This is a genomic window from Blattabacterium cuenoti, assembly GCF_014251695.1.
Taxonomy (GTDB): Bacteria; Bacteroidota; Bacteroidia; order Flavobacteriales; family Blattabacteriaceae; genus Blattabacterium; species Blattabacterium cuenoti_T.
On record NZ_CP059195.1, the window covers coordinates 254991 to 281400 of the forward strand.

Genomic DNA, 26410 nt, shown 5'->3' on the forward strand with positions numbered 1-26410 from the left:
ATATTTGTTTGTATTGAATCACTAATTTGAAATTATGAAGAAAATAGTTTTTTATATTGCATTAAGCAGTATTATGAGTTCAATAATAACTATTGCTGCATATAAACAATACGCTAAAGAAGAGTCTTTCCTTTTTCCATATACATCATCTTTAGCAAAAACAAAATGGCCCTCATCAAATTCTTCATCATTGGTTAGTACGACTGGATTTCCAGATTTTACTAGAGTTGTATCAAAAACGATACATACAGTAGTCAATGTTAAAAATTATTCAAAAAAATATAATAATCAATTTGATCCATTTGATTTCTTTTTTGGGTTTCCTGATGATTTTGGAAATAGTAGAGGAAGAAAACCTCAAAAAAATGATATTCCTGGACTTCATGGATCTGGGGTAATCATATCACCTGATGGATATATTGTAACTAATAATCATGTAATAAAAGATGCAGAAAAAATAGAAATTACTTTGAGTGATCAAAGAACTTTTAAAGCTAAATTAATAGGAACAGATTCTAGTACCGATATAGCTTTATTAAAAATTAATGAAAAAAATTTACCTTTCATTTATTTTTCAGATTCTAATAAAGTACAAGTAGGAGAATGGGTCCTAGCGATAGGAAACCCTTTTGATTTAAATTCTACTGTAACAGCTGGTATCATAAGTGCAAAAAATAGAAGTTTGGGAATATTGAGAGGAGAAACACAATCAGCCATTGAATCTTTTTTTCAAACAGATGCAGCTGTCAATCCTGGAAATAGTGGGGGGGCTTTAATCAATACAAATGGAGAATTAATTGGAATTAACACTGCCATTTCTTCAGCTTCAGGAAATTTTATAGGATATAGTTTTGCCGCCCCTTCTAACTTAGTAGCAAAAGTTATACAAGATATAAAAAAATATGGGACCGTACAACGTGCATATTTAGGAGTGAAAGGAATGGATCTTTCTAAAACAGAATATTTAAAAGCTTATAATCAAGAAACACATCAAAATATAAAATCACAACAAGGTTTTTTAATAGGAGAAGTTTTTGAAAAAAGTGGAGCGGCAGATGCCGGACTTAAAAAAGGGGATATCATAAAAAGCATAGATGAAAAACCTATACAAAATGTTGCAGATTTGTCATTTATTGTGGGGATCAAATATCCAGGAGATAAAGTAAAAGTAAATATTATACGAAACAGACAGAAAAAAACTTTTAACGTTATTTTAAAAGATTTACAAGGAAGAACCAAAATAAGAACTAAGGAGGAAATCCCCCCATCTGAATTATTAGGAGCAATATTTGAACCGCTTAGTCAAGAATATAAAAGAGATTTTGGAATTGATTATGGTATTAGAATAAGAGAGATAAGAACAGGGAGGTTAAACGCTATAGGATTGGAAGAAGGAGATATTATTTTATCTATTAATGGTAAAAAAATGAAAAAACCTAATGATGTTGATCGAGTTTTAAAAAAATACTCAGGAGATGTTACCATTAAATCTATGAAACAAAATGGACAAGTATACATAGCAGGATTTGAAATAAATTAATGATTTATACATCTATTCCAATAAAAAAATAACGTAATTATTCCATAAATAATGTTAGGAAGCCAAACAGCTAAATAAGAAGGAATATAATCTTTATTAGAATATATTTTCGTAATTTCTATAAAAAAGATATAAAAAAAAGCTAAAGCCATTCCTATAATCATATTATAAGCAATTTCTCCTTTTTTTCTTTTCGTTGATATGGATAATCCCAAAATGGTAAATATTAAAGTAGAAAATGGGGAACTTGTTCTTTGATAATATTCATTTAAATGCATATTCATATTTTTTTTATTTTCTTCTGCATCAATAAATTTTTTCAATTCATGAATATTCATAGTTTCTGCTATATATTCTTCTGGTAAAAGTTGTTCTGGAGTTATAGGAAATTTTTTAATCTTATAATCTCCTATAAAAAAAAAATCATGATTTTTTTTTATTATAGTTTCTTTATAATCAAACAGAATATATATTCTATGTTTTTTAGACCAAAAAATGGTTCTAGATTTTAGAATATATATTAACTTTTTTCCATAAAATTTTTGATAAACACATTCTTTTCCTATATTCTCTTTTTTTGAAAAATTTCGAATAAAAATGTATTCATTTTTTGAAATTTTAGCACTTATTGTTTTATTTTTTTCATATTTATTTTTATATCTTGGACTTAACATATATTGATAATGAAATTGATTTTTTTTTTTGTTAGCCACAGGTAAAAAATAATAATTTATTATTAAAGCTACAATTCCTATTATAATAGCTGATAATAAGTAAGGGATAGTCAATCTTCTAAAACTAATTCCACTTGATAGAATAGCTGTAATTTCTGAATTATGTGTTAATTTAGATGTGAAAAAAATAACAGATAAAAAAACGGAGATAGGAGAAAAAGTATTAATTAACCATATGGACCAAAAAGGGTAATAAAAAATTAAGGCCTCTTTAATTGATCCTTTATTATTTTCTAAACGGTGCATCCGTTGTGATATGTCTATAACCACAGATAGGAATTGTAACGAGATAGTAATAAAGAGAAAAGTTACAATGAAATTTCGAATAATATAACGGTCAATAATTTTCATATTATAAACGTTGTTGTAACAAAGGAATCATCGATTTTTTCCAAGAAATAAATTCATTGTGCATGATATGAATTTTTGCTTCTTTAATAAGATGAAAATAAAAAGAAAGATTATGAATAGAAGCTATTTCTTTTGCTAAATTATCTTTAGATAAAAAAAGATGTCTTACGTAAGATTTACTATACAATTGATCTACATAAGAATTTCCAAATTCATCTAAACAGGAATAATCTTTTTCCCATTTCTTATTTTTTATATTCATAATTCCTTTCCATGTAAATAGCATTCCATGACGTCCGTTTCTTGTAGGAATAACACAATCGAACATGTCTATTCCAAGAGAAATTCCTTCTAAAATATCTACAGGATACCCAACTCCCATTAAATATCTAGGTTTTTCTTTAGGTAATAGGTCTGTTAATAAATCAGTAATACTATGTGTTTGTTCTTTTTCTTCTCCTAAACTTAATCCACCTATGGCATATCCTTCCACATTTAATAATAAGGAGATCTCTTCTGCAGAATATTTTCTTAGATCCTTATAAATGCTTCCTTGTACAATAGGAAAGAAACTTTGTTTGTAATTATATATCTCTGGGTTTTTTTGTAAATAATCGTAACATTTTTTTAACCAACGATGTGTTTTTTTTATAGATTTATTTGCTTCTGTATGAGTACAAGGAAAAGGAGGACAATCGTCAAAAGCCATAATAATGTCGCTACCTATAAAACGTTGAATTTTCATAGATTTTTCAGGATAAAAAAAATGAAAGGATCCATTTATAATAGATTTAAATACAACTCCATTTTCAGTCATTCTATTTAATTTTTTCATAGAAAAAATTTGAAACCCTCCACTATCCGTTAATATAGATTCCTTCCAATTTAAAAAGGAATGAATTCCTCCGGCTTTGTATAATACTTCAATCCCGGGTTGAAAATGTAAATGATAAGTGTTTCCAATAATTATTTTATAATACATTTTATAAAGTTCATGTATTGGAACAGATTTAACATAACCTTTTGAAGCTACAGGCATAAAAAATGGTGTTTCTATTTTTCCATGGTCTGTTTCTAAAATTCCTATTCTCGCTTTGGAAAAGATGTCCGTTTTAATTAAATCAAATTTCATTTTAAAAATTTTAAAATTTAAACGATATATAAAACATATAGTTATAAAACATAATTTCGTTTCATATAAATAAAAAATGAATTTAAAACATCAATACCATCATAAACCAGTTCTTGTTAAAGAAAGTATAGAAAATTTAATTACAGATCAAAACGGTATTTATGTAGACGTCACATTTGGTGGGGGAGGACATTCTTATGCAATTCTAAAAAAATTAAATAAAAAAGCCATTTTGATATCATTGGATCAAGATAAGGAATCCATAAAAAAAAATTTTATTAAAGATAAACGTTTTCATCTATTTCATAATAATTTTATTCACATACGTAATATTTTAAATCGGAGTCATATTGATAAAGTATCAGGAATATTAGTCGATTTAGGAATTTCATCTTTGCAAATAGATAATCCTATAAGAGGCTTTTCTAATAGATTCAATTGTGTTTTAGATATGAGAATGAATCAGGAATCTTTTTATTCTGCGCAAAATGTTCTAAATGAATGTTCAAAACAAGAGTTATTTCATATATTTTATGAATATGGAGAATTTAAAAATGCAAAAAAAATTGCAGAAAAAATATTCAAAAAACGTTCTAAAAAAAACATTTTGACTACTTTGGATTTAATTCATATTTTTTTTATGAAAGGATCTTTCAAAAAAAGAAAAAAATTTCTCGCTAGACTTTTTCAGTCTATACGAATAGAAGTCAATAATGAAATAAATATTTTAAAGGATTTTTTATTAGAATCTTCTAGAATTCTCTTACCAGGAGGAAGAATAGCTGTTATTTCATATCATTCTGTAGAAGATAGAATCATTAAATATTTTTTTAAAAGGGGAATTATAGTGAATAAAATTCATTTTAAAACTCTCCCATTCAAAATGATACATAAAAAGGTAATTAAACCTAGTTTTCAAGAAATCGTAAATAATCCACGATCTAGAAGTGCAAGATTAAGAATAGCAGAAAAGACTTAAAAATAATAATATAATAAAATGAAAACAAATATACAAGATATCCTGAAAGGAAAATTTTTAGTTAAAGAAGATGCTTATCGTAGTTGGTATTTTATTGTTTTTATAACTGTCTTATCTTTAATGAGTATTACCAGTTCACATATAATGGATCGAAAAATTCGGGAAATTACTAAAATTAGTGAAGAAATAAAGGAATTAAAATCTGAATATGCAGATATACATAGTAAATGTATGAAAATGCAATTAGCCTCTTTTATAAGAAAAAAATTAATTAATGGATTAAAACATTTAAAATCTCCTCCATACGAATTAGTCATAGAATACAAAAAAAACACGGGGAGAACACAAGATAATAAATAATGAAACAAAAAAGATATATTTTATTATACAAATCCTATTTAATTGGTTTTTTATTCATATTTATTGCAGCATTAATTATTTTCAATTTATTCTATATTCAAAATTATTCAGAAGGATATAAAAAATATGTTCTAAAAAAAACAATTAGAACCAATTTAATTAAGGCTAAACGTGGAAATATTTATGCGTCAGATAGTAGTCTTTTAGCCATGTCTGTCATAAGATATGATATTCACATTGATTTTAGATCTATATCTGAAAAATTATTTAAAGAAAATATTTATTCTTTATGTAATTCTTTAGAAACTTTATTTAAAAAACAAAAATTTTTTTTCTATAAAAAGTTTCAATACGAAAAAAAAAGGGGAAATAGATATTTTTTGTTAGCAAAAAATTTAGATTATCCACATTTTAAAAAATTACGAAATTTTCCCATTTTCAATAAGGGACAAATACGAGGCGGTTTTATCGTAGAAAAAAAAATATGTAGAATTCATACATTGGAAAACATTGGAAAACGAACATTAGGATATGATGATCATAGAGGAAAAGCAGGATTAGAAGGGGCTTTTAGCAAATATTTAAAAGGAAAAGATGGAAAAAGATTAGAACAACGTATTAGTTTTAAAATATGGAAACCGTTAAAATCAGAAAATGAGATTTATCCAGAAGATGGAAAAGACGTTTATTCCACTATAGATATATATTTACAAGATATAGCTTATCATGCCTTACTTCAAGAATTATCCATTTCTCAAGCAGATCATGGATGTGTGATTTTGATGGATGTAAAAAGTGGAGAAATTCCTGCTATGATTAATCTGGAAAAAACAAAAAAAAATACTTATGAAGATTTAAGAAATTTTGCAGTATGGGAAGGAAGTGAACCTGGTTCCACTTTTAAAACTATGTCTATTCTTGCGGCTTTAGAAGATAAAAAAATAGATATGGATATGATTGTCAATACTAAAGGAGGAGTCATGAAATTAAAAGGAAAAAAGATACGGGATAGTCATTATAATGGATATGTTGAAATAAACCCTAAGCAAATTTTAGAATTATCTTCAAACGTGGGCATAGCAAAAATTATTTATGAAAATTATAAAGAAAATCCGGATAAATTTATAAAACACTTATGTAAATGGAAATTGGATAGAAAAATAGGAATAGATATTCCGGGGGAAAGCATGCCTTTTATTCCAAAACCTGGAACAAAAAATTGGAGTAGTATCACCTTGCCATGGATGACTTTTGGATATAACATTACACTAACTCCTTTACAAATACTAACTTTTTACAATGCTATTGCAAACCAGGGAAAAATGATTAAACCTCTATTCATAAGAGAAATAAAACATCATGGAAAAATTATTAAAAAATATACGAACCCTATCGTAATGAATCCTTATATAGCCAAAAAATCTTCTTTAATTAAAATTCAAAATATGTTAGAAGGAGTCGTAAAAAATGGAACTGCTAAAAAATATTATAATACAGAATACCCTTATGCTGGAAAAACGGGAACAACACAATTAAATTATTGGATAAAAGGAAAACCATTATATTATAATAGTTCTTTTGTAGGATATTTTCCAGCTAAAAATCCAAAATATTCTTGTATTGTAGTCATTTCAAAACCAGAAAAAGGATACTACGGAATTGAGGTAGCTGTTCCTGTATTTAACCGAATCGCTAAATCTATTTATCCTAGAATTGGAAGAAAAATATTAAATAAAAAAAATAAAATAAATTTACTAAATAAAATTATAGAATCAAAAATTTTTTTTCTTAATCAAAGAATAATGCCTAATGTAGTATCTATTCCTGGAAAAGAAATCATACCTATATTAGAAAATAAAGGATTTCACATACAATATGAAGGAATAGGAAAAGTGATGACTCAATCTATTCAACCGGGAAAAAAATTGAAAAAAAATCAAATTATATTTTTAAAATTAGAAGAATGAAAAAACTATTAAAAGATGTTATAAAAAAAGTACACGTGTTAAAAATAATAGGAAAAAATACTTCTAAGTTTATCGAAGGAATTTCTATAGATTCAAGAATAGTAAAACAAAATATGATTTTTGTAGCCAGAAAAGGAAAAAAAACAGATGGGCACCAATTTATTATAGAAGCTATCCAAAAAGGCGCTAATACTATAATTTGTGAAAAAAGTTTTTTTCACAATCATAAACATATCACTTATATATTGGTTCCAGATTCTATGGAAGCTTTAGGGATTATATCATCTAATTTTTATGATCATCCTACAAAAAAAATTAAATTAATAGGAATTACCGGAACAAATGGAAAAACATCTATAGCTACGATCCTTCATCAGTTATTTTATAAAATGGGAGAAAAAAATATTCTTATTTCTACTATAGGTATAAAAATATTATCTATTAAATATCCTACTACACATACAACTCCAAATATCATTGAAATTAATAAATATTTAAATATTTCAATACAAAAAGGCTGTAAATATGCTTTTATGGAAGTAAGTTCACATGGGATTCATCAAAAAAGAATATCAGGATTATTATTTCAAGGAGGAGTTTTTACGAATATTACACATGATCATTTAGATTATCATAGATCTTTTAATCATTATTTATTTGCTAAAAGACTTTTTTTTGAAAATTTATCTAAAAAAGCTTTCGCATTAATTAATTCCGATGATGAAAATTCGTATAAAATAATCCAAAAAATTTCAGCTAAAACCTATTTATATGGTTTAAAAAAAAATGCAAATTTTCAAATTAAAATTTTGAAAGAAAATATTAATGGAAATTTATTATTAATTGATGGTCATCAAATTTTTACCCATTTGATAGGAAGATTTAATATTTATAATCTATTAGCTAGTTATGCTACAGCTATTTTATTAGGGGTCAATAAAAATGACATTTTGAAAAAAATAAAATATATTAAACCCATAAAAGGGCGTTTTGAGCAATTTATATCAAATTCCGGGATTCATATTATTGTAGATTATGCCCATAATCCAGATGGATTAAAATCTATTTTAAATACTATTAAAATAATAAAAAAAAACAATGAAAAATTAATTTGTGTCATAGGTTGTGGAGGAAACAGGGATATAAAAAAACGTTCTTTAATGGGTAAAATTGTTTATGAAAGATGTGATGTGTCGATTTTTACATCCGATAATCCTAGATATGAGGATATGAATAAAATATTGAATGATATGAAAAATTTTAAATCATATCTAAAAAAAAAATCTATTTTAACCTTTGTAAGACGATATGAAGCTATTAAAACTGCAATTCAAATTTCCAAAAAAGAAGATATTATTCTAATAGCTGGAAAAGGACATGAAACGTATCAAGAAATTAAAGGAATACGTTATTCTTTTAATGATATGAAAATTGCTAAAAATTTATTAAAAACTTACGATAAGTAAGATGATTAATTATTTTAAATACTTAATTTTTATCTTTTTTTCTATAAATATAAATTCTGTTTTTTACAGAGCTATTATAGCTTTTTTTTTATCGTTTAGTATAGCTTTTATTTTGTATCAAAAAATTATATATTGGAATCAAAAAAATAGTATTATAGGAGAAAAAATACGAGATCTTGGACTTTTTGGTCAAAAAAAAAAAGAAGGAATTCCTACTATGGGAGGTCTTGTTATTATATTTTCTACGTTAATTCCTACAATATTTTTTTCTACATTGAATAATGTATATGTATTAATGTTGATAATGACTACATTGTATATGGGGTCTATTGGATTTATAGATGATTATATTAAAATTAAACATAATAAAAAAGGACTTAGTATTATGGGTAAAATATTAAGTCAAATTTTATTAGGAATTTTAATTGGAATTACTATGTATTTTAACACAAACATTTCTATTCAAAAACAAAAAATAAAATCAAAAAATTTACACTTTTTGAAAGAAAAAGAAGATGGATTTAATACCTCTATTCCCTTTTTTTATTCCATATATCATAATAATAAATTTAACTACGCTTCTCTTTTGAGTTGGTGTAATAAAGAATGGAAAAAATATACATGGATTGTTTTCATTCCTATTGTTATTATAATTATTACGTTTTTCTCCAATGGAGCTAATTTAACTGATGGAATAGACGGATTAACAGCTGGAATTTCTTCTATCATTTTTTCTACCTTATCTTTATTATCTATAATTTCCAGTAATAAAACATATTCCTCTTATTTTCATTTTATATATATTCCACATATAGAAGAAATAATCATTTTTTCTTTTTCTTTTTTAGGGACTTTAATAAGTTTTCTTTGGTATAATACTTATCCAGCTCAAATTTTTATGGGGGACACTGGAAGTTTAACTATAGGAGGAGTTATTGCAACATTAGCCATTATCAATAGAAAAGAATGTATATTACCTATTTTGTGTGGAATTTTTTTTATAGAAAATATTTCTGTTATCATACAAGTATTGTATTTTAAATATACTAAAAAAAAATATGGCATAGGAAAAAGAATTTTTCTCATGGCTCCTTTACATCATCATTTTCAAAAATTAGGGTATCATGAAAATAAGATTTTTAATCGTTTTATTATTATACAAATAATACTCTCTATGTTAGTGTTTATTTTATTAATTATATAAAAAAAATAAAACCAAGTCATGAAAAAAAAATTTATAGTTGTATTAGGTGGAGGAGAAAGCGGGGTAGGAGCAGCTTTATTAGCTAAAAAAAATGGATTAAAAATATTTTTATCGGATTGTGGAATTATTCTAAGTAAATACAAAAAAATATTAATAAAAAATAGAATTCCTTTTGAAGAAAAAGGACATACAGAAAATATAATCATTCAAAACGCTATTAAAGTGATAAAAAGTCCTGGAATTTCGAGTAATAATCCTTTAATAAAAAAAATTAATTTTTTGGGAATTCCTATACAATCTGAATTAGAATTCGGAAAAAGTTATCTTAATAATTCTTATGTTATCGGAATTACAGGAAGTAATGGGAAAACAACAACCTCTTCTATTATTTATAATATACTTAAAAAAAAAGGAATAAATGTAGGAATAGCAGGAAATATTGGACATAGTTTTTCTAAAGATGTTATAAAAAAAAAGATGTTTACATATTAGAAATGAGTAGTTTTCAATTAGATGATTGTTTCAATTTTCGTTCAAATATTGCAGTATTATTAAATATAACAAGAGATCATTTAAATAGATATGATAATATAGAGAATTACATTGATTCCAAATTTAGAATAGCAATTTTTCAAAAAAAAGAAGATATTTTCATTTATAATCATGATGATCCTATTATAAGATATGGTTTAAAAAAATATCCTATTGTATCTCATTGTATTCCTTTTTCTATAAAGGAAGAATTACATATAGGCGCTTATATAAAAAATAACAAAATATTTATTCGAAACAAAAAAAATAAAGAGATAGATTTTTTAAATGTAAAAGATATTCCTTTAATAGGAGATCATAATCTATATAATATTATGTCTTCATTAATTGTATCCGAAATATTAAACGTAAAAAAAGAATCAATAATTTCCATTCTATTAAAATTGAAATCTATAGAACATCGTATGGAAAAAATTATGAATATAAATGGAGTGCAATTCATTAATGATTCTAAAGCCACTAATGTAAATGCAGTTTTTTATGCATTAAAAAGTATGAATGCCCCTATTATATGGATAGCAGGAGGAGAAGATAAAGGAAATAATTATGGAGAATTAATTCCTTTAGTTAAAAAAAAAGTAAAAGCTATAATTTGCTTAGGAAAAACAAATGAAAAAATTATAAATTTTTTTAAAAATATCATTGATATTATTTTGGAAACAAAAAATATTAGAAAAGCTGTTTACATGGCTTATGTATTATCTTCTCATGGAGATAATATTTTATTATCTCCCGCTTGTTCTAGTTTTGATCTGTTTAAAGATTATAAGGAAAGAGGAAATAAATTTAAACAAGAAGTAAGAAAACTGATTTATGAAAATTTCTGAAAAAATAGATTTTTTTTTAAATAGATATATAAAAGGCGATAGATATTTATGGGCTTTTATATCTTTGTTAGCTATTTTTTCCTTTTTACCAGTTTATTCTGCTAGTACAAACCTAGTGACTACATATGGAGGGACAAATACAGTTTTTAGTTATTTATTAAAACATGCTATTTTTTTATTAGTTGGATTTTGTATCCTTTTTTTTACTCAATTTATAGACTATAAATATTTTTATCGAATGTCTATTCTTTCCATGCCTATAATATTCATTTTATTAATTTTTACAATGAATCAAAGGAAAGAATTAGATGGAGTAAATGCTTCTCGTTGGTTACATATTCCTATTATAAATATATCTTTTCAAACTTCCAGTATCGCGGGTTTAGTTCTTTTCATTTATTGTTCCAGATATTTAGCTAAAAAAGCTAAAAAAAAGAAAGAAAAAATAAATTTTATAAATTCTTTTTTTCCCTTGTTGTTTCCAATATTTTTTATCATTGGATTGATTTTTCCTGCTAATGGCTCGACGGCTAGTATTGTTTTTATATCCGTTTTAATTCTACTTTTTATAGGTGGATATCCATTCACAAGTGTTATAGGAGTTCTTTTAATGGGCATTTTATTTGCGGGAATATATATTTACTCTGTAATAAAATGGGGAACCCCTATTCATAGGGTTTATACATGGAAAAGTCGTATAGAAAAATTTTTTGATCATGAATCTGAAGAAAATTATCAAATGAAACAATCGAAAACGGCTATCGTTTTAGGAAATAAATTTGGTCGTGGGCCTGGAAAAAGTGTTTTAAAGGCGTTCCTCCCTCAATCTTCTTCAGATTTTATATATGCTATTATAATAGAAGAATATGGATCTATTGGGGGTGTTATCCTTTTATTTATTTATATACTAATTTTAATAAGAATTATGATAATAGCTACAAAAGTGCAAAATTATTTTTGTTCTTTGTTGGTAATTTCTGTAGGGTACCCTATTATAAATCAAGCACTTATAAATATGGGAATTGCTGTTGGTTTATTTCCAGTAACAGGACAAACTTTGCCATTGATTAGTGCTGGAGGGACTTCTATGTGGGTTACTTTTTTTAGTTTTGGCATTATATTAAGTATCAGCCGAATGATATATAAAAATTCAACTGAATCTACAGAAATGATAACTTATCATGAACCATAATATTTCACCTAGAATAATTATTGGAAGTGGAGGAACTGGAGGTCATATCTATCCTGGAATCGCTATTGCTAATGAACTAAAAAAAAGAATTCCAAAAACAGACATTTTATTTATTGGATCTAATAATCATATGGAAATACAAGAAATTCCAAGATTTGGATATTCTATGGAAAAGATTTGTCTTTCAGGTGGAAAAGATAAATTTTTTTCTATATCAGGTTTTATTTTATCTATACAACTAATATATAGCTTTTTTTTAGCAAATAAAATTATTCAAAAATTTTCTCCAGATATAGTTATTGGAACAGGTGGATTTGTAAGTTTTCCTACCTTATATGCTGCAAAAAAAAATAAAATACCTATTTTAATTCAAGAACAGAATTCTTTTCCTGGATTGACTAATAGAATATTTTCTCGTTACGCAAATAAAATATGCATTGGTTATGATAAAGCAAAAAAATATTTTCCAAAAGAAAAAACGATCATCACTGGAAATCCAGTCAGATCTGAAATATTACAATTACCCAGTAAAAAAAAAGCTTGTATGAATTTAGGATTACAAGTTACAAAACCTATTATTTTGTCTATAGGAGGGAGTCAAGGATCTAATAGTATGAATAACGCTTGGAGAAAAGGATTAAAAAAGATAATAGAATTGGATATGCAACTTATTTGGCAAGTAGGAAAATTAGATCTTCATAAGATTAAAAAAAATAAAATGTCTCATCATTCGAATATCATTTTTATGGAATTTATTGAAAATATACCGATATGTTATGCTGCGGCAGATATCATTGTATCTAGAGCTGGAGCTTTAACTATATCAGAAATATGTTTAATAGGAAAACCATATATATTAATTCCTTTTCCTTGGTCTTCAAATGATCACCAAAATAAAAATGCTAAAATATTAGAAGAAAAAGAAGCAGCTTTAATTATAAAAAATGAGGAAGTAGAGCAAAAATTAGTTAATTCTGTTATACAATTAGTGAATAATTCTATAATGAAAAAAAAAATGAGTAAAAATATATTAGAATTAGGAAAACCTAAAGCAACAAACGATGTTGTAAACGAGATTTTACAAATTATTTTATGAACTTAAACCAAATTGATTTTTTTTATTTTATAGGAATAGGAGGAATGGGGATGAGTTCTCTCGCTAGATACTTCCATTCTATAGGGAAAACTGTTTATGGTCATGATCGAAATGAAACCTTTTTAACAAAAAAATTAGAAAAAGAAGGGATATCCATCAATTATCATGATACTATCGAATTTTTGCCAAAATGGGTGTTATCTAAACAATGTTTAATTGTGTACACTCCAGCCATTCCTAGTCATCATAAACAATGGATATATTTAAAAAAATATGGGAAAAATATAAAAAAACGTTCTCAAGTATTATCTTTAATTATAGAAAATGATATTTGTATAGCTATAGGAGGAACACATGGAAAAACAACTACTTGTATTTTGTTAGGACACATTTTATATAGTATAGGAATGAATATTACTGCTTTTTTAGGAGGAATTTCTGAAAATTATCAATCGAATTTAATATTGAATAATGTATTGAATGGAAAAAAAATTTTTTTAGTAGAAGCAGACGAATTTGACCATTCTTTTTTATATTTATCTCCTAATATAGCATGTATAACGTCTTTTGATCAAGATCATGTAGACACTTATCCAAGAAAAGATGCCTTAAAAAAGGCTTATATAACTTTTTCAAATAGAGTAAAAAAACCATATAAAAAAATATTTCTTTGCCAAGAAGAATCTTTTCAATCAAATAACGCTATATATTTTTCTGTGTTAAAAAAAGAAAATTATTATTCCAATCATCTTTATGTAAAAGAAAATAAATGGTATTTTGATTTTCATACTCCTACAGAAATATGGAAATCTTTACCTTTACCTATTCCAGGTCAACATAATTTAAAAAATGTGACTGCAGCATTAGCTATATCTGATTATCTAAAAATTCCTAAGGAAGAAATCAGAAAAGCTTTATTTCTATTTAAAGGGATTAAAAGAAGATATTCCATTCACTATCAATCTTCAAAAAAAATATATATAGATGATTACGCACATCATCCTACAGAAATTAACGCTTTTATCAGTACTGTTAGAATATGTTTTCCAAATAAAAAAATATTGGGTATTTTTCAACCTCATTTATTTAGTAGAACTAAATTTTTTGAAAAATCTTTTGCAAAAAGTTTAGAACATCTTGATATTTTAATTTTATTGGATATTTATCCAGCTAGAGAATTTCCTATAAATGGGATTAATTCTAATAATTTATTAAAAAAGATACAAATGAGTTCTAAAGAAATATCTACTATGTCCAAAGTTTTAAAAAAAATTGAAAAAAAACATTTTGATATTATTTTGACAATGGGAGCTGGGGATATAGAGACCTTAATTATTCCTATAAAAGAATGGTTGTATAAACGATATGGAGAAATAAATGAAAAATAATAAAACATTCTTTATCATTATTTTATTATTATATATGATTTGTATGATTTCACTTTTTTATTTTTCTCAAAAAACACATCGAAACAGAACTCTAAAAAAATTTAATATTGTTATTGATTCCTTATTTAAAAATCATTTTGTAAATGATAAAATTATTAAAAATATTCTATTTTCTAAAACAGAAAAAATTGAAAAAAAAATCGGTCAATTATGTATATTGAAAATGGAAAAAAAATTAAATAATTATCCTTTTATAAAAAGATCTGAAGTATTTCTTAGTGTAGATGGGACTATGAATATTAAAATTTGGCAAAAAGAACCCGTTTTAAGAATAAAAAATGGAAATAAAGAATATTATCTTACTAAAGATGCGGAAAATTTAGAACTTTCTTCTTTTTTTTCATCAAAAGTCATTTTAGCAAAAGGCCCTTTTTCAAAAAAGGAACAAAAATGTTTAACAAATTTAGTTAAATTCATAAACTCCGATAAATTATTAAAAAACCAAATTATTAGCATAAAAAAAAATAATAAAAATTCATTTGTTTTAATTCCAAAAATAGGGAATCATCATATTATATTAGGAAATATAAAGGATTTTAAAAAAAAATTGAATAAATTAAAAGCATTTTATAAGCAGTACCTAAATAAAATAGATATAAATCGATATAAAAGTATCGATTTACAATATAAAGACCAAATAGTCGCAAAAAAAAGATAAGTCTATGGAATATCAAGAGATAGCTATAGGTCTTGATGTGGGAACCACGAAGATTGTAGCTATGGTGGGAAGGAGAAATGAATATAATAAAATTGAGATCTTAGGCATAGGTAAATCTAAAAGTATAGGTGTGCATAGAGGGGTTGTTAATAATATAACTCAAACAATTGAAGCTATTCGTGAAGCAGTATCTGAAGCCGAACATAGTTCGGGATTAAAAATAAAAGAAGTTATTGTTGGAATAGCAGGACAACATATTAGAAGTCTACAACATAATGATTATATTACTAGATTGGATTTTGAAAATGTCATCAGTCAGAAAGACATACAAAAATTAATAGATCAAGTTCATAAACTTATTATGCAACCAGGAGAAGAAATCATTCATGTTCTTCCACAAGAATATAAAGTTGATAGTCAAGCAGAAATAGGAGAACCGATAGGAATGTATGGAAGTCGTTTAGAAGCTAATTTTCACGTTGTAGTGGGACAAATATCTTCTATACGAAATATTGGGAGATGTGTAAAAGCTGCAGGCTTGAATTTAGCTGGAATGACCTTAGAACCTTTAGCTTCAGCTGAAGCTGTATTAAGCACCGAAGAAAGAGAAGCTGGCGTTGCATTAGTGGATATAGGAGGAGGAACGACGGACATTGCTATATTTAAAGATAATATTATCCGTCATACTGCCGTAATCCCTTTTGGAGGAAATGTCATTACTGAAAATATAAAAACAGATTGTTTGATTATTGAACGCCAAGCAGAATTACTCAAAATAAAATTTGGATCGGCATGGCCAGGAGAAAATAAGGAAACAGAAATTGTTTGTATTCCTGGATTAAGAGGTCGTGATCCTAAAGAAATTTCTTTAAAACACCTTTCACAAATTATTCATATACGAGTATGTGAAATTTTGGAACAAGTAAATATAGAAATAAAAAATTATGGAAATGAAGAACAAAAGAAAAGACTTATTGCTGGATTAGTCATGACAGGTGGAGGTTCTCAGCTTCAACATATTCGTCCATTAACAGAATATGTAACTGGGATGGACGTTCGTATAGGTTATTCCAATGAACACATTGCAGGAGGAGAAAACGGTATTATAAGTAATCCAGAATATGCTACGTCTATAGGATTAGTAATTAAAGGACTTGGGGATAAAAAAAAATATCTTTGTAACACTGCGGATACGGGACATAAACATGATGAAAATTCTGAATTTATTTCTACAAAATATTATAATAAAAATCGTAGATTAAATTATGAGGAAGATCATAAAAAGAAAAAAAATAAAACAAAATCTTTTCTTGAAATTTGGGCAGATAAGTTCCGTAAAATATTGAATGATACAGAATAATAAACCATGAAATGAAAAAAGAAGATTTTATACAAAAAAAAGAAAACGCTCAATTGGAATTTCCAAAAAATCGTTCAGCTTCTATAAAAGTAATTGGAGTGGGAGGAGGAGGAAGTAATGCTTTAAGTCATATGTTTGAACAAGGAATTACAGGTGTTGATTTTATAGCATGTAATACGGATGCACAAGCATTAAATAATAATCCAGTTCCTATAAAAATTCAATTAGGAGCTTCGATTACAGAAGGGCTTGGTGCTGGAGCCGATCCAGAAGTTGGAGAAAAGGCTGCATTAGAAAGTTTAGAGGAAATAAAAAGTATTTTAGATTCTAACACAAAAATGACCTTTATTACAGCAGGAATGGGAGGTGGAACGGGAACTGGGGCCGCTCCAATTATTGCAGGGATTTCTAAAGAAAAAGGAATTCTTACTGTAGGAATCGTTACGATTCCATTTCATTTTGAAGGAAAAATGAGATTAGAACAAGCTCAAAAAGGAATAGAAGCATTAAGAAAAAATGTGGATTCTCTCATTGTGATTAATAATGATAAATTGAGAGAATTATATGGAAATTTAGGATTTAAAGCAGGCTTTTCAAAGGCAGATGAAGTTTTAACTACTGCAGCTAAAGGTATTGCTGAAGTCATCACTCATCATTATAAACAAAATATAGATTTAAGAGATACAAGAACCGTTTTAAAAGAAAGTGGAACCGCTGTTATGGGTTCTGCTATTGCTGTTGGAGAAAATAGAGCCAAGGAAGCTGTTGTACAGGCTTTAGATTCTCCATTATTAAATGATAATAAGATTACGGGAGCTAAAAATGTTCTTCTTCTTATTGTTTCAGGGAAAATAGAAATTACTATAGACGAAATAGGAATTATCAGTGATTATATACAAGCTGAGGCAGGGAACAACGCTAATATTATTATGGGACTAGGAGAAGACGAAAGTTTTGAAGAAAGTATTTCAGTTACTATAGTGGCTACGGGGTTTCCTACGGAAATACAACGGGCTATTAATCACGAAGAAAAAAAAATATTTCATAGGTTAGAAGAACCTTATGAACAAAGATTAAACAAAATGGAGGAAATCCATTCTTATTCTAAACGGATTGATCCTTTTTTTTCAAAAACTTATTCACAATCAAATCATTTAGAAAAATTTTGTTATAAAAATAAAAAAGATGATGTTTTATCGAAAAAAAAACAAAATATTTTTGATCAGTCTATCAATTCAAATTTTTTTACAGAAAAAAAACATAAAAAATATATGCTAGAAGATAATTTTGATCTTCCTATTTCATACAATGAAAAATTATTCAAAAATAGTTTTCGTAAAAAAGAAAATAATACAAATTAAGAGTTCAATTGATGTTTCCTAATATCCCCAAAGGAACCAGAGATTTTTCATCCATTGAGATGAGAAAACGAAATTTTTTAATTCAAACGATTCGAAAACAATTTGAACTTTTTGGTTTTGTTTCTATAGAAACTCCCTCTATTGAAAATATTTCTACTCTTATTGGAAAATATGGAGAAGAAGGAGATTCCTTAATTTTTAAATTGCTACATTCAGGTGATTTTTTAAAAAATAGAATTTTAAATTTTTTAAAAAAAATCAATCATGATGAAAAAACGGATGAAAAAACGGTTATAAAATATATTACTGAATATATGTCTAATAAAGCTCTTAGATATGATTTAACGGTTCCTTTTGTTCGTTATGTAGTGATGCATAAAAATAAAATCGTTTTTCCTTTTAAAAGATACCAAATACAACCTGTATGGCGTGCAGATAAACCTCAAAAAGGAAGATGGAGAGAATTTTATCAATGTGATGCGGATATGATATCATTCTCTTGGTCTTTATGGGAAGAAATAGAATTAATTCAACTTTGTGACGAAATTTTTACCAAATTAAATTTTCCTATCGTTATCTATATTAATCATAGAGATATATTAGTAGGATTATTTGAAATGGCTGGAATAGAAAATAATTTATGGAACGATTTTACTATATCTTTAGATAAATGGAATAAAATTGGACGAAATTTAGTCAAAAAAGAAATGCTTGACAAAGGAATTTCATCTTTATCATTTGATAAAGTGGCATGTTTTTTTGATATGACAGAAAATTTCTGCAATAAAAAAAAACATTTAACTATAGCCTTACAAAATTCTGAAAAAGGAAAAAAAGGAATACGAGATTTAAGTTTTATTTATAAGAATATAAATAATATTTCTTTACAAAAGACAAAATTGGAATGGAATCTTTCTTTAGCCAGAGGAATGAATTATTATACAGGTACAATATTCGAAATTGTTCCATTAAACAATCGGAGTTTTATTTCTATTGGAGGAGGAGGTAGGTATGATAAATTAGCTAATTTATTTGGAATGAACAATATTTATGGAGTAGGAATTTCTTTAGGTTTGGATAGAATTTATTTAGCAATGGAGCAAGAAAATTTATTTCAAACTATTTCTAGTTCCCCTTTAAAAGTTTTGTTTATTCATTTCGGAAATGAAGAAGTTTTATATGCATACAAAATAATAAAATTTTTTAGAAAGGAAGGAATTTCTGCTCAATTATATCCTAATGCGGAGAAAATAAGAAAACAATTTAGATATGCGAATGATAATAATATTCCATTTGTTATTAGTATAGGAAAAAATGAAATCAATCAAAATAAAATCAAGATGAAAGATCTTCAAAAAAAAACAGAAAAAGAATATGATAACATAGACGAGGTTATGAATCAATTAACGAAAAAATTATGATACAATTTTATTTAGGGCTTTTTTCTTCCAAATAATAAATCCAACTACAGCCAGGATGACAAGAATGATAAATAAAATCCCCGTCAATACAAAACCCTTAAAAAAATAAATAGGGACGGAAATTCCGTTTCCCACTATCCAAAATATCCAATTTTCTACTTTTTTCATGGCCATTTGATACATACCAGAAAAATAAATCCCCGTTGTCAGTATATCCATCCAATCAAAATTAGATTGCAGTTTTCCATAAAAAAAATAAACGATCATACTGAAAATACAAGTGAATATAAATAAAATAGAGGTATAAAAATAATCTTTTTTATTGCAAAAAGTAATAGGTATTTTTCGATCTTTTTCCTTTTTATATCTCCATGCATACCATCCATAAAAACTCATCAATGTGTAATACAAATTAAGAATAAAATTTCCATAAAGAGAACTCTTAAAAGTTAAATAACTATATATAATAGTGCTAATTATTCCTATTGGATATCCCCATGCATTATTTTTTTGAACAAAAAAAACACTAAATATTGTAAATGATACAGCCGTAATTTCCAAAATTATGTAAAAAAAACTATTATGATAATAGGGGGATAAAAGGAGATCTATCCAATCATTCATCATATTCATTTATTTATCATCTATAATGTAAACTAAGTAATGTTCTTCTATTTTTCTATAGAAAGCATAAAATCGCTTACTATAGTATTTTTTAAGTATCCAGCATGATACATAAGAATCCTTTTGAATACAAAAAGGAGAAACTTTATAATGATCTAAAAAACTGTAAAAAATTCCTCCTTCTAGTTTATATAAACTTTCTTTAATTCCCCATATAATATGCAAATAATCTTCTTCATAATTTTTAGGAATAAAAATAGATTCATCATCCCTAATAAATTTTTTCTTTATTCTTATTATTTTCTTGTCTTTTCGTAATTTTTCTATATCAATTCCTATATGATAAGAACTTATAGCTATGGCTATTTTTTCAAAAGAATGACTTAAAGAAATATATTTTCCTTCAGGAAAAAGAAAAGGTTTTCTTTTTTCATTATAAAAAATATTTATTTTTATGCCTATATATTTCAAAACATAACGAATACTTAAAAATTCTATTTTTCGTTTTTCTGATAATGATAAAAAAAATACCTTCTCTTTATCTGATAGAAAAAGTTTTCTTAAAAACATAGTTTCTAAAAAATGTTTCCATCTAAAAACTATGATAATCGTATGAAAGGGACGAAATTTATAGGTATAGAAATTCATTATATTTTTATAATATATTTAAATCTAGCCATTTTTTTGTACTATTGTGAATATTATATATGATGTATGTATGAAAAAAAAAATTGAAAAAGCGTTAGAAAATGTTATTATAATTGATAATAAAAATATTATTGAATCTGGTTGGGTCAGAAAGATAGATTTCATAAATAATGAAATAAAAATATATTTGAGTTTATCCAATCCATCTATGCATATAAGAAACAAACTTATAAAAGATATTACACATTCTATAAAAAATAAAAATATTTTAGAGACAATACATATAAAAATAGAAATCAAATCAGATACAAAAATAAAACCTGAAATAAAAAATATAATTGCTATAGCTTCTGGAAAAGGAGGAGTAGGAAAATCTACAATAGCTACAAATATTGCTGTTTCTTTAGTTCAAATGGGGTTTCATGTTGGATTATTGGATGCGGATATTTATGGTCCTTCTATTCCATTAATGTTTAATCTTGAAGAAGATTCCGTAAATTTACAACAAAAAAATGGAATTATGAATCCTATTATGAGTTATGGGGTAAAAATTCTATCTATAGGTTTTTTTTCAAAATATGGAGAGGCTATTGTTTGGAGAGGCCCCATGGTAACCAAAGTTTTGAGACAATTTATGCATGAAACTAATTGGGGAAAATTAGATTTCTTAATTGTAGATTTACCACCAGGAACAGGGGATATTCATTTATCTCTTTTGCAAGAGATTCCATTAAAAGGGATTGTTATAGTAAGTACATCTCAAAAGATAGCTTTGTCGGATGTGAATCGATCTGTGGGAATGTTTCGGATTAGATCGATTTATGTCCCTATACTTGGAATTATAGAAAATATGTCTTATGTTCTTTCAAAAGGAACTAAAGAAAAATGCTATTTTTTTGGAAAAAATGGAGTAAGAGATTTTTCCAAAGAAATGAATCTTTTTTTTCTTGGAGAAATTCCTATGTTACAAAACATACGAGAATATTCAGATTTAGGAATTCCTGTAATTTTAAAAAACGAGAATGTTAGAAATATTTTTATAAAAATTGCAAAAAATATCATCAACCAATTGCAGAAATAAATTATTTTATAAACAAAATTTGATAAATTCTTTTAATATTAATATTAGGATAGATATAGATTTTTCTGTTTCTTGATTAAATGGGTTTAAAACATTTATTTCATCGGAATTATGTTTATTTTTAGTTTTTTCATATAAACCCATAACAATGGACATAGCAAAGACTCGTAAATTCATACATTTAGCTGTTATGACATCTGTTACCATATTCGTTCCTACACTATCCCCCCCCATAGATCGGATCATTGCATATTCTGCATAGGTTTTATAATTAGGATAAGGACAAGCAACATATACTCCTTTCTGAATAATGATATTATGATTCATAGCAATATTTTCTGCAATTTCTATCATTTTTGGATCATATGGTTCTGTGATTTCAAAAAATCTATTTTTTATAAATTCTTTTATATCAGGATTTTCAGGAAAAAAATTAATATGATCCTTAACAAACATTACATCACCCATTTTGTAATTTGGATTTACTCCACCAGAAATATTAATCAATATTAATTTATTTATTCCTATATTTTTACACAATACAATTGTTAAATTATTTTTTCTATTTTCTTCATGTTCTATTAAAAATACTACATTTTTATCTTCGATTTTACCAAATAAAAATTTTCCATATAAATTTTTTTTTGAAAAAAGGGGGATGTCTTCATAAAAAATGCATATAGGATTTTTTATCTCCTCTATCAGTTTATCGAACTGACTTCCTAATAATAAAATTCCAAAATCAGGTTTTTCTTTTATTTTGTTTTGTATGTATTGTTTTGATTCTTCTAAAGTTATAGTCATTGACATAAATTCAAGTTTTTATCAAATTACACGAACAGAACACTCCAATAAATAAAAAGTAAAAAATAAAATAAAGGGAAATTATTTCATTATTTATTTTTGTCATTTGATTCATTTTGATTTATTGTATGACATTTACTTCTCTGGATAAAGGAATACCGAACTTTTTTTTTATATTTTTTGTTATTTTTTCTGAAAAAGAATATATCTCCATTCCAGTCGCTTTTCCATAGTTTACTAAAATGACAGGTTTTTTTTTATATATTCCTACATTTCCAATTTTTTTTTCTTTCCATCCTATATTTTCAATTAATGAATTAGCAGATAATTTTATTTTATGATTAGAAATTCTATAACCTGTAATAGTGGGGTATTGATGTTTTAGTTTTTTAAAATTCAATACCCCGACTATGGGATTAGTAAAAAAACTACCAGCATTTCCAATTTTTTTTGGATTTGGAATTTTTCTTTGTCTAATATTAAAAATAGCTTTCCTTAAATTGTGAATAGTAGGCGTTTTAATATTCATATTTTCTAATTCTTTTTGAATTTCCACATAAGATGTATTTAATTGTTTATATTTCTTTCTTAAAAGAAAAAAAACAGATAGAATCAGAAATTTATTTTTATAATGTTTAAAAAAAGAATAACGATATTGTAATTTACATTCTTCACGTGTAAATTCTCTTATTTTTCTATTATCTATTTCATATGCTTCTACTTTTATTAAAGTGTCTTTTACTTCTACTCCATATGCTCCAATATTTTGAATGGGGGCAGCTCCAACTGTCCCAGGAATAAATGATAAATTTTCTAACCCACTCAATCCTTTTTGGATTGTCCAGTTTACAAATTCATTCCAATTCTCTCCAGCATAAGCTTTAACAATGGCTTGATTCTCATTTTCTTTGATCACTTTTTTTCCTTTTATTCCCATTTTTATTACTAGTCCCGGATAATAATTTTTTAAAAATAAAATATTACTTCCATTTCCTAAAAAAAGTTTTGATATATATGGATATATATCAAAACTTTTTTGAAAGTCTTCTATACTTTTCACTTCTACAAAAAAACGAGCATAAACATTTATTCCAAATGTATTGAATTTTTTTAGAGAAAAATTTTTTTTAATTAACATGTTAAAAATATTTCATAAATGCGTAAATACAATTTTGTACGTAAATATTGTATGATTAAATTTATCCGAAGTAAAAATAAAAATATAAAATTGTTATTCTTTATGAAAAAAGGAGGAAGTTTTTTTTGGGGAGTTATTTTAGGAACAATGGCAGGTTTAATAGTAGGAATGATATTAACTCCAAAAAAAGAGGAAAAAATAAAAAATATATTAGAAAAAAAAACAGAAGAATTAAGAGATAATTTACAGGAAATTGGTAAAAAAATCGGAAAAAGAGTACATAAGATTAAATCAGACTTTAAATCTAAGTGGAAAAAAAATAAAATAGAAAAAATGGATCAAGTAGAAGATGAATTAGGAACTTAAAACTTCATAAGTTTTTCATTGTTTTCAAATGTTCATTTTTATTAAAAATTTTATACATAAAAAATGGTGTCTTTTTAAAAATGAAGTCATTAAAATATTGATTTCTATCATGACAGAGATTTTTATTAATTTTTTATTATTGATATTTTGCATTATTATTTTTTTTTTAATTAGCCTTTCTTTGTGTTTTTTTCTTTCTTTTTATTTTGGAAATTATATTATAGGATTTGGCATTATAACTATTTTATATTTTTTAATTTTTATTATCATATTTTATTTTGGAAGAGATATTACACGATTTATTATCAAGAGTTTATTGAATAAATCTTTTATTAAAATCTTTGATAATAAAAAATAATGTATTATGAAAAAATTAGAAATCGTTTACGGAATACATCCATTGATAGAAGCGATTATAGCTAAAAAAACTATTAAAAAGCTTTTTTTTAAAAAAGGGTTGAAACAAATATCAAATGCGTACAAAAAATTAATAAATCTTTCCAAAAAAGAGCATATTCCAGTTCAAATTGTTTCGAAAAAACAATTTTTTCAACTGAAAAATAAAAATCATCAAGGAGTTTTTGCTATTCTTTCTCCTATAGAAACTTATCATATAGAAGATTTGCTTCCTATATTTTATGAAAAAGGGAAAAATCCACTTTTGATCATTCTAGATAGAATTACAGATGTAAGAAATTTTGGATCTATAATACGTACTTCTGCATGCGCAGGAGTAGATGCTATCATTATTCCAAAAAAAGATACAGCAATGATTGGATCTGATTCTATCAAAACTTCTTCAGGTGCTTTATTTAAAGTTCCAATATGTAAAGAAGAAAATATATTGAACACAATAGAATTTTTAACGAACTCGGGATTAAAAATTGTCTCTGCTACAGAAAAATCCAATATATATTGGTACAATATTGATTTTTCAGGTCCAACTGCTTTAATACTAGGAAATGAAGAAAAAGGAATTTCTTCAAAATATTTAAAAATTTCCTACGAAAAAGCAAAAATACCAACAATAAAAGGAGTTTCCTCTTTAAACGTTTCTGTAGCTTGTGGGGTTATTTTATATGAAATTTTCAGACAAAGAAAATATAAATCTAAAACTCACTTTTAAATTGTTTTAAAAAACGAATATCATTATTAAAATAAATTCGAATATCTTTCATTTGATAAATTATTAGAGATAAACGTTCAATTCCCAATCCAAAAGCAAATCCAGAATAAATTTCTGAATCAATATTTACATTTTTCAAAACTTTTGGATCTATCATTCCACAACCCATGATTTCTAGCCATCCACTATTACAATATATATCTACTTCAGCACTAGGCTCTGTAAAAGGAAAATAAGAAGGACGAAATCTAATCTTTACTTCTCCAAAAAAAGAACTGATTAAATAATGGATCGTTTGTTTTAAATCAGAAAAAGAAACTTTTTTGTCTATATAAAATCCTTCCGCTTGATGAAACATGAAATTGGAACAGGAAGAAATGGTTTCATTCCTATATACTTTTCCGATAGACAATACACGAAAAGGAGGGCTATGTTTTTTCATATACCGTATTTGTACAGAAGAAGTGTGTGTACGTAACAAAATCTCTTGATTTTTTTTGCACAAAAAAAATGTATCTTGCATATCTCTAGATGGATGATAAATAGGAATATTTAAGGCTGTAAAATTATGCCAATCATCTTCTATTTCAGGGCCATCTACATAAATGAATCCTATCCTTGTTAAAAGGGTTATTATTCTCTCTTTTATAAGAGATATAGGATGTCTTGAACCTATTTCTATAGATTCACCCGGTATAGTAGGATCGAATTTTAGTATTTTTTCATTTTGAAAATCATTTTTTAACTTAAAAATCTTTATTTTATTTTTAACTTCTTTTTTTAACTCATTAATAATTTTTCCATAAGTTTTTCTTTCATGAATAGAAGTTTGTTTTAATTCTTTAAATAAAATTGTTAAAATTCCCTTTTTTTTCCCTAAAAATTGAATTCTGAATGTTTCTGAGTCATTATATGTTTTAATGTGAAAACATTTGATTTTTTCTTTTGCTTGATCTATTTTTTTATCCATATATA

The 26410-nt window shown here is 25.6% G+C and carries 23 protein-coding genes and 1 pseudogene; 17 read left to right on the forward strand and 7 right to left on the reverse strand.

Annotation, left to right across the window (positions count from 1 at the left end):
* Positions 1-34: 34 nt before the first annotated feature.
* Positions 35-1540: a Do family serine endopeptidase gene (locus tag H0H62_RS01210; protein ID WP_185860929.1), complete on the forward strand. Its 1506-nt coding sequence runs from the start codon at positions 35-37 to the stop codon at positions 1538-1540.
* Here the strand turns inward: H0H62_RS01210 and H0H62_RS01215 are convergent.
* Both H0H62_RS01215 and tgt read right to left on the reverse strand, forming a co-directional pair.
* Entirely contained in the window at positions 1537-2625 is a 1089-nt protein-coding gene (locus H0H62_RS01215; RefSeq protein WP_185860930.1) for an LptF/LptG family permease, read from the reverse strand. The two genes, H0H62_RS01210 and H0H62_RS01215, sit on opposite strands and share 4 nt — an antisense overlap.
* A gap of 1 nt (position 2626) precedes the next feature.
* Positions 2627-3757: a tRNA guanosine(34) transglycosylase Tgt gene (gene tgt, locus H0H62_RS01220; RefSeq protein WP_185860931.1), complete on the reverse strand. Its 1131-nt coding sequence runs from the start codon at positions 3755-3757 to the stop codon at positions 2627-2629.
* A gap of 76 nt (positions 3758-3833) precedes the next feature.
* On the opposite strand from tgt, the gene rsmH reads away from it, so the two are divergent.
* The 13 genes and pseudogenes from rsmH to hisS all read left to right on the forward strand — a co-directional run bounded on the left by rsmH (position 3834) and on the right by hisS (position 19648).
* Positions 3834-4736 carry a 16S rRNA (cytosine(1402)-N(4))-methyltransferase RsmH gene (gene rsmH / locus H0H62_RS01225; protein WP_185860932.1) on the forward strand — a complete coding sequence of 301 codons (903 nt, stop codon included), beginning with the start codon at positions 3834-3836 and terminating at the stop codon, positions 4734-4736.
* 18 nt (positions 4737-4754) lie between these two features.
* A complete protein-coding gene (locus tag H0H62_RS01230; RefSeq protein ID WP_185860933.1) occupies positions 4755-5096 on the forward strand; it encodes an FtsL-like putative cell division protein in 342 nt (113 codons plus the stop codon).
* On the forward strand, positions 5096-7063 hold the full coding sequence (locus tag H0H62_RS01235; RefSeq protein ID WP_185860934.1) for a penicillin-binding protein: 1968 nt from the start codon (positions 5096-5098) through the stop codon (positions 7061-7063). Before H0H62_RS01230 ends, H0H62_RS01235 begins: the two co-directional genes overlap by 1 nt.
* Positions 7060-8529: a UDP-N-acetylmuramoyl-L-alanyl-D-glutamate--2,6-diaminopimelate ligase gene (locus H0H62_RS01240; protein ID WP_185860935.1), complete on the forward strand. Its 1470-nt coding sequence runs from the start codon at positions 7060-7062 to the stop codon at positions 8527-8529. Before H0H62_RS01235 ends, H0H62_RS01240 begins: the two co-directional genes overlap by 4 nt.
* 1 nt (position 8530) lies before the next feature.
* Complete coding sequence (gene mraY / locus H0H62_RS01245; protein WP_185860936.1) at positions 8531-9733, forward strand: phospho-N-acetylmuramoyl-pentapeptide-transferase; 1203 nt, start codon at positions 8531-8533, stop codon at positions 9731-9733.
* Between the two features lie 18 nt (positions 9734-9751).
* Positions 9752-11112, forward strand: a pseudogene (gene murD / locus H0H62_RS01250) (UDP-N-acetylmuramoyl-L-alanine--D-glutamate ligase).
* A complete protein-coding gene (locus H0H62_RS01255; protein ID WP_185860937.1) occupies positions 11099-12304 on the forward strand; it encodes an FtsW/RodA/SpoVE family cell cycle protein in 1206 nt (401 codons plus the stop codon). Before murD ends, H0H62_RS01255 begins: the two are co-directional and overlap by 14 nt.
* Positions 12294-13400 carry an undecaprenyldiphospho-muramoylpentapeptide beta-N-acetylglucosaminyltransferase gene (murG, locus tag H0H62_RS01260; protein WP_185860938.1) on the forward strand — a complete coding sequence of 369 codons (1107 nt, stop codon included), beginning with the start codon at positions 12294-12296 and terminating at the stop codon, positions 13398-13400. The genes H0H62_RS01255 and murG overlap by 11 nt, the downstream gene beginning before the upstream one ends.
* Positions 13397-14788, forward strand: coding sequence for a UDP-N-acetylmuramate--L-alanine ligase (murC, locus tag H0H62_RS01265; protein WP_185860939.1), 1392 nt, complete (start codon positions 13397-13399; stop codon positions 14786-14788). The genes murG and murC overlap by 4 nt, the downstream gene beginning before the upstream one ends.
* 43 nt (positions 14789-14831) lie before the next feature.
* Positions 14832-15506: a cell division protein FtsQ/DivIB gene (locus H0H62_RS01270; protein WP_238784140.1), complete on the forward strand. Its 675-nt coding sequence runs from the start codon at positions 14832-14834 to the stop codon at positions 15504-15506.
* Between the two features lie 4 nt (positions 15507-15510).
* On the forward strand, positions 15511-16866 hold the full coding sequence (gene ftsA / locus H0H62_RS01275; RefSeq protein ID WP_185860941.1) for a cell division protein FtsA: 1356 nt from the start codon (positions 15511-15513) through the stop codon (positions 16864-16866).
* An 11-nt stretch (positions 16867-16877) separates the two neighbouring features.
* Positions 16878-18227 (forward strand): cell division protein FtsZ, encoded by a 1350-nt coding sequence (ftsZ, locus tag H0H62_RS01280; RefSeq protein WP_185860942.1) that lies wholly within the window; start codon positions 16878-16880, stop codon positions 18225-18227.
* An 11-nt stretch (positions 18228-18238) separates the two neighbouring features.
* Positions 18239-19648, forward strand: a complete 1410-nt coding sequence (gene hisS / locus H0H62_RS01285; RefSeq protein WP_185860943.1) for a histidine--tRNA ligase — start codon at positions 18239-18241, stop codon at positions 19646-19648.
* Here hisS and pnuC read toward each other — a convergent pair.
* Both pnuC and H0H62_RS01295 read right to left on the reverse strand, forming a co-directional pair.
* The gene (gene pnuC / locus H0H62_RS01290) at positions 19643-20275 is read right to left on the reverse strand and encodes a nicotinamide riboside transporter PnuC (protein ID WP_317168399.1); all 633 of its coding nucleotides are present in this window, start codon (positions 20273-20275) and stop codon (positions 19643-19645) included. The two genes, hisS and pnuC, sit on opposite strands and share 6 nt — an antisense overlap.
* A gap of 6 nt (positions 20276-20281) precedes the next feature.
* On the reverse strand, positions 20282-20920 hold the full coding sequence (locus H0H62_RS01295) for a 4'-phosphopantetheinyl transferase family protein (protein ID WP_185860944.1): 639 nt from the start codon (positions 20918-20920) through the stop codon (positions 20282-20284).
* A gap of 70 nt (positions 20921-20990) precedes the next feature.
* On the opposite strand from H0H62_RS01295, the gene H0H62_RS01300 reads away from it, so the two are divergent.
* Positions 20991-22001 carry an Mrp/NBP35 family ATP-binding protein gene (locus H0H62_RS01300; RefSeq protein WP_185860945.1) on the forward strand — a complete coding sequence of 337 codons (1011 nt, stop codon included), beginning with the start codon at positions 20991-20993 and terminating at the stop codon, positions 21999-22001.
* 6 nt (positions 22002-22007) lie between these two features.
* Here the strand turns inward: H0H62_RS01300 and H0H62_RS01305 are convergent, their stop codons facing one another.
* On the reverse strand, positions 22008-22811 hold the full coding sequence (locus H0H62_RS01305; RefSeq protein ID WP_185860946.1) for a purine-nucleoside phosphorylase: 804 nt from the start codon (positions 22809-22811) through the stop codon (positions 22008-22010).
* Between the two features lie 115 nt (positions 22812-22926).
* On the reverse strand, positions 22927-23943 hold the full coding sequence (gene murB / locus H0H62_RS01310) for a UDP-N-acetylmuramate dehydrogenase (RefSeq protein ID WP_185860947.1): 1017 nt from the start codon (positions 23941-23943) through the stop codon (positions 22927-22929).
* A 102-nt stretch (positions 23944-24045) separates the two neighbouring features.
* Between murB and H0H62_RS01315 the strand changes: the two genes are divergently transcribed.
* Positions 24046-24309, forward strand: coding sequence for a YtxH domain-containing protein (locus tag H0H62_RS01315; RefSeq protein WP_185860948.1), 264 nt, complete (start codon positions 24046-24048; stop codon positions 24307-24309).
* A 364-nt stretch (positions 24310-24673) separates the two neighbouring features.
* Positions 24674-25435, forward strand: coding sequence for a 23S rRNA (guanosine(2251)-2'-O)-methyltransferase RlmB (gene rlmB, locus H0H62_RS01320; protein WP_185860949.1), 762 nt, complete (start codon positions 24674-24676; stop codon positions 25433-25435).
* Here rlmB and pheS read toward each other — a convergent pair.
* Complete coding sequence (pheS, locus tag H0H62_RS01325; protein ID WP_185860950.1) at positions 25419-26405, reverse strand: phenylalanine--tRNA ligase subunit alpha; 987 nt, start codon at positions 26403-26405, stop codon at positions 25419-25421. The genes rlmB and pheS overlap by 17 nt on opposite strands.
* Positions 26406-26410 lie beyond the last annotated feature (5 nt).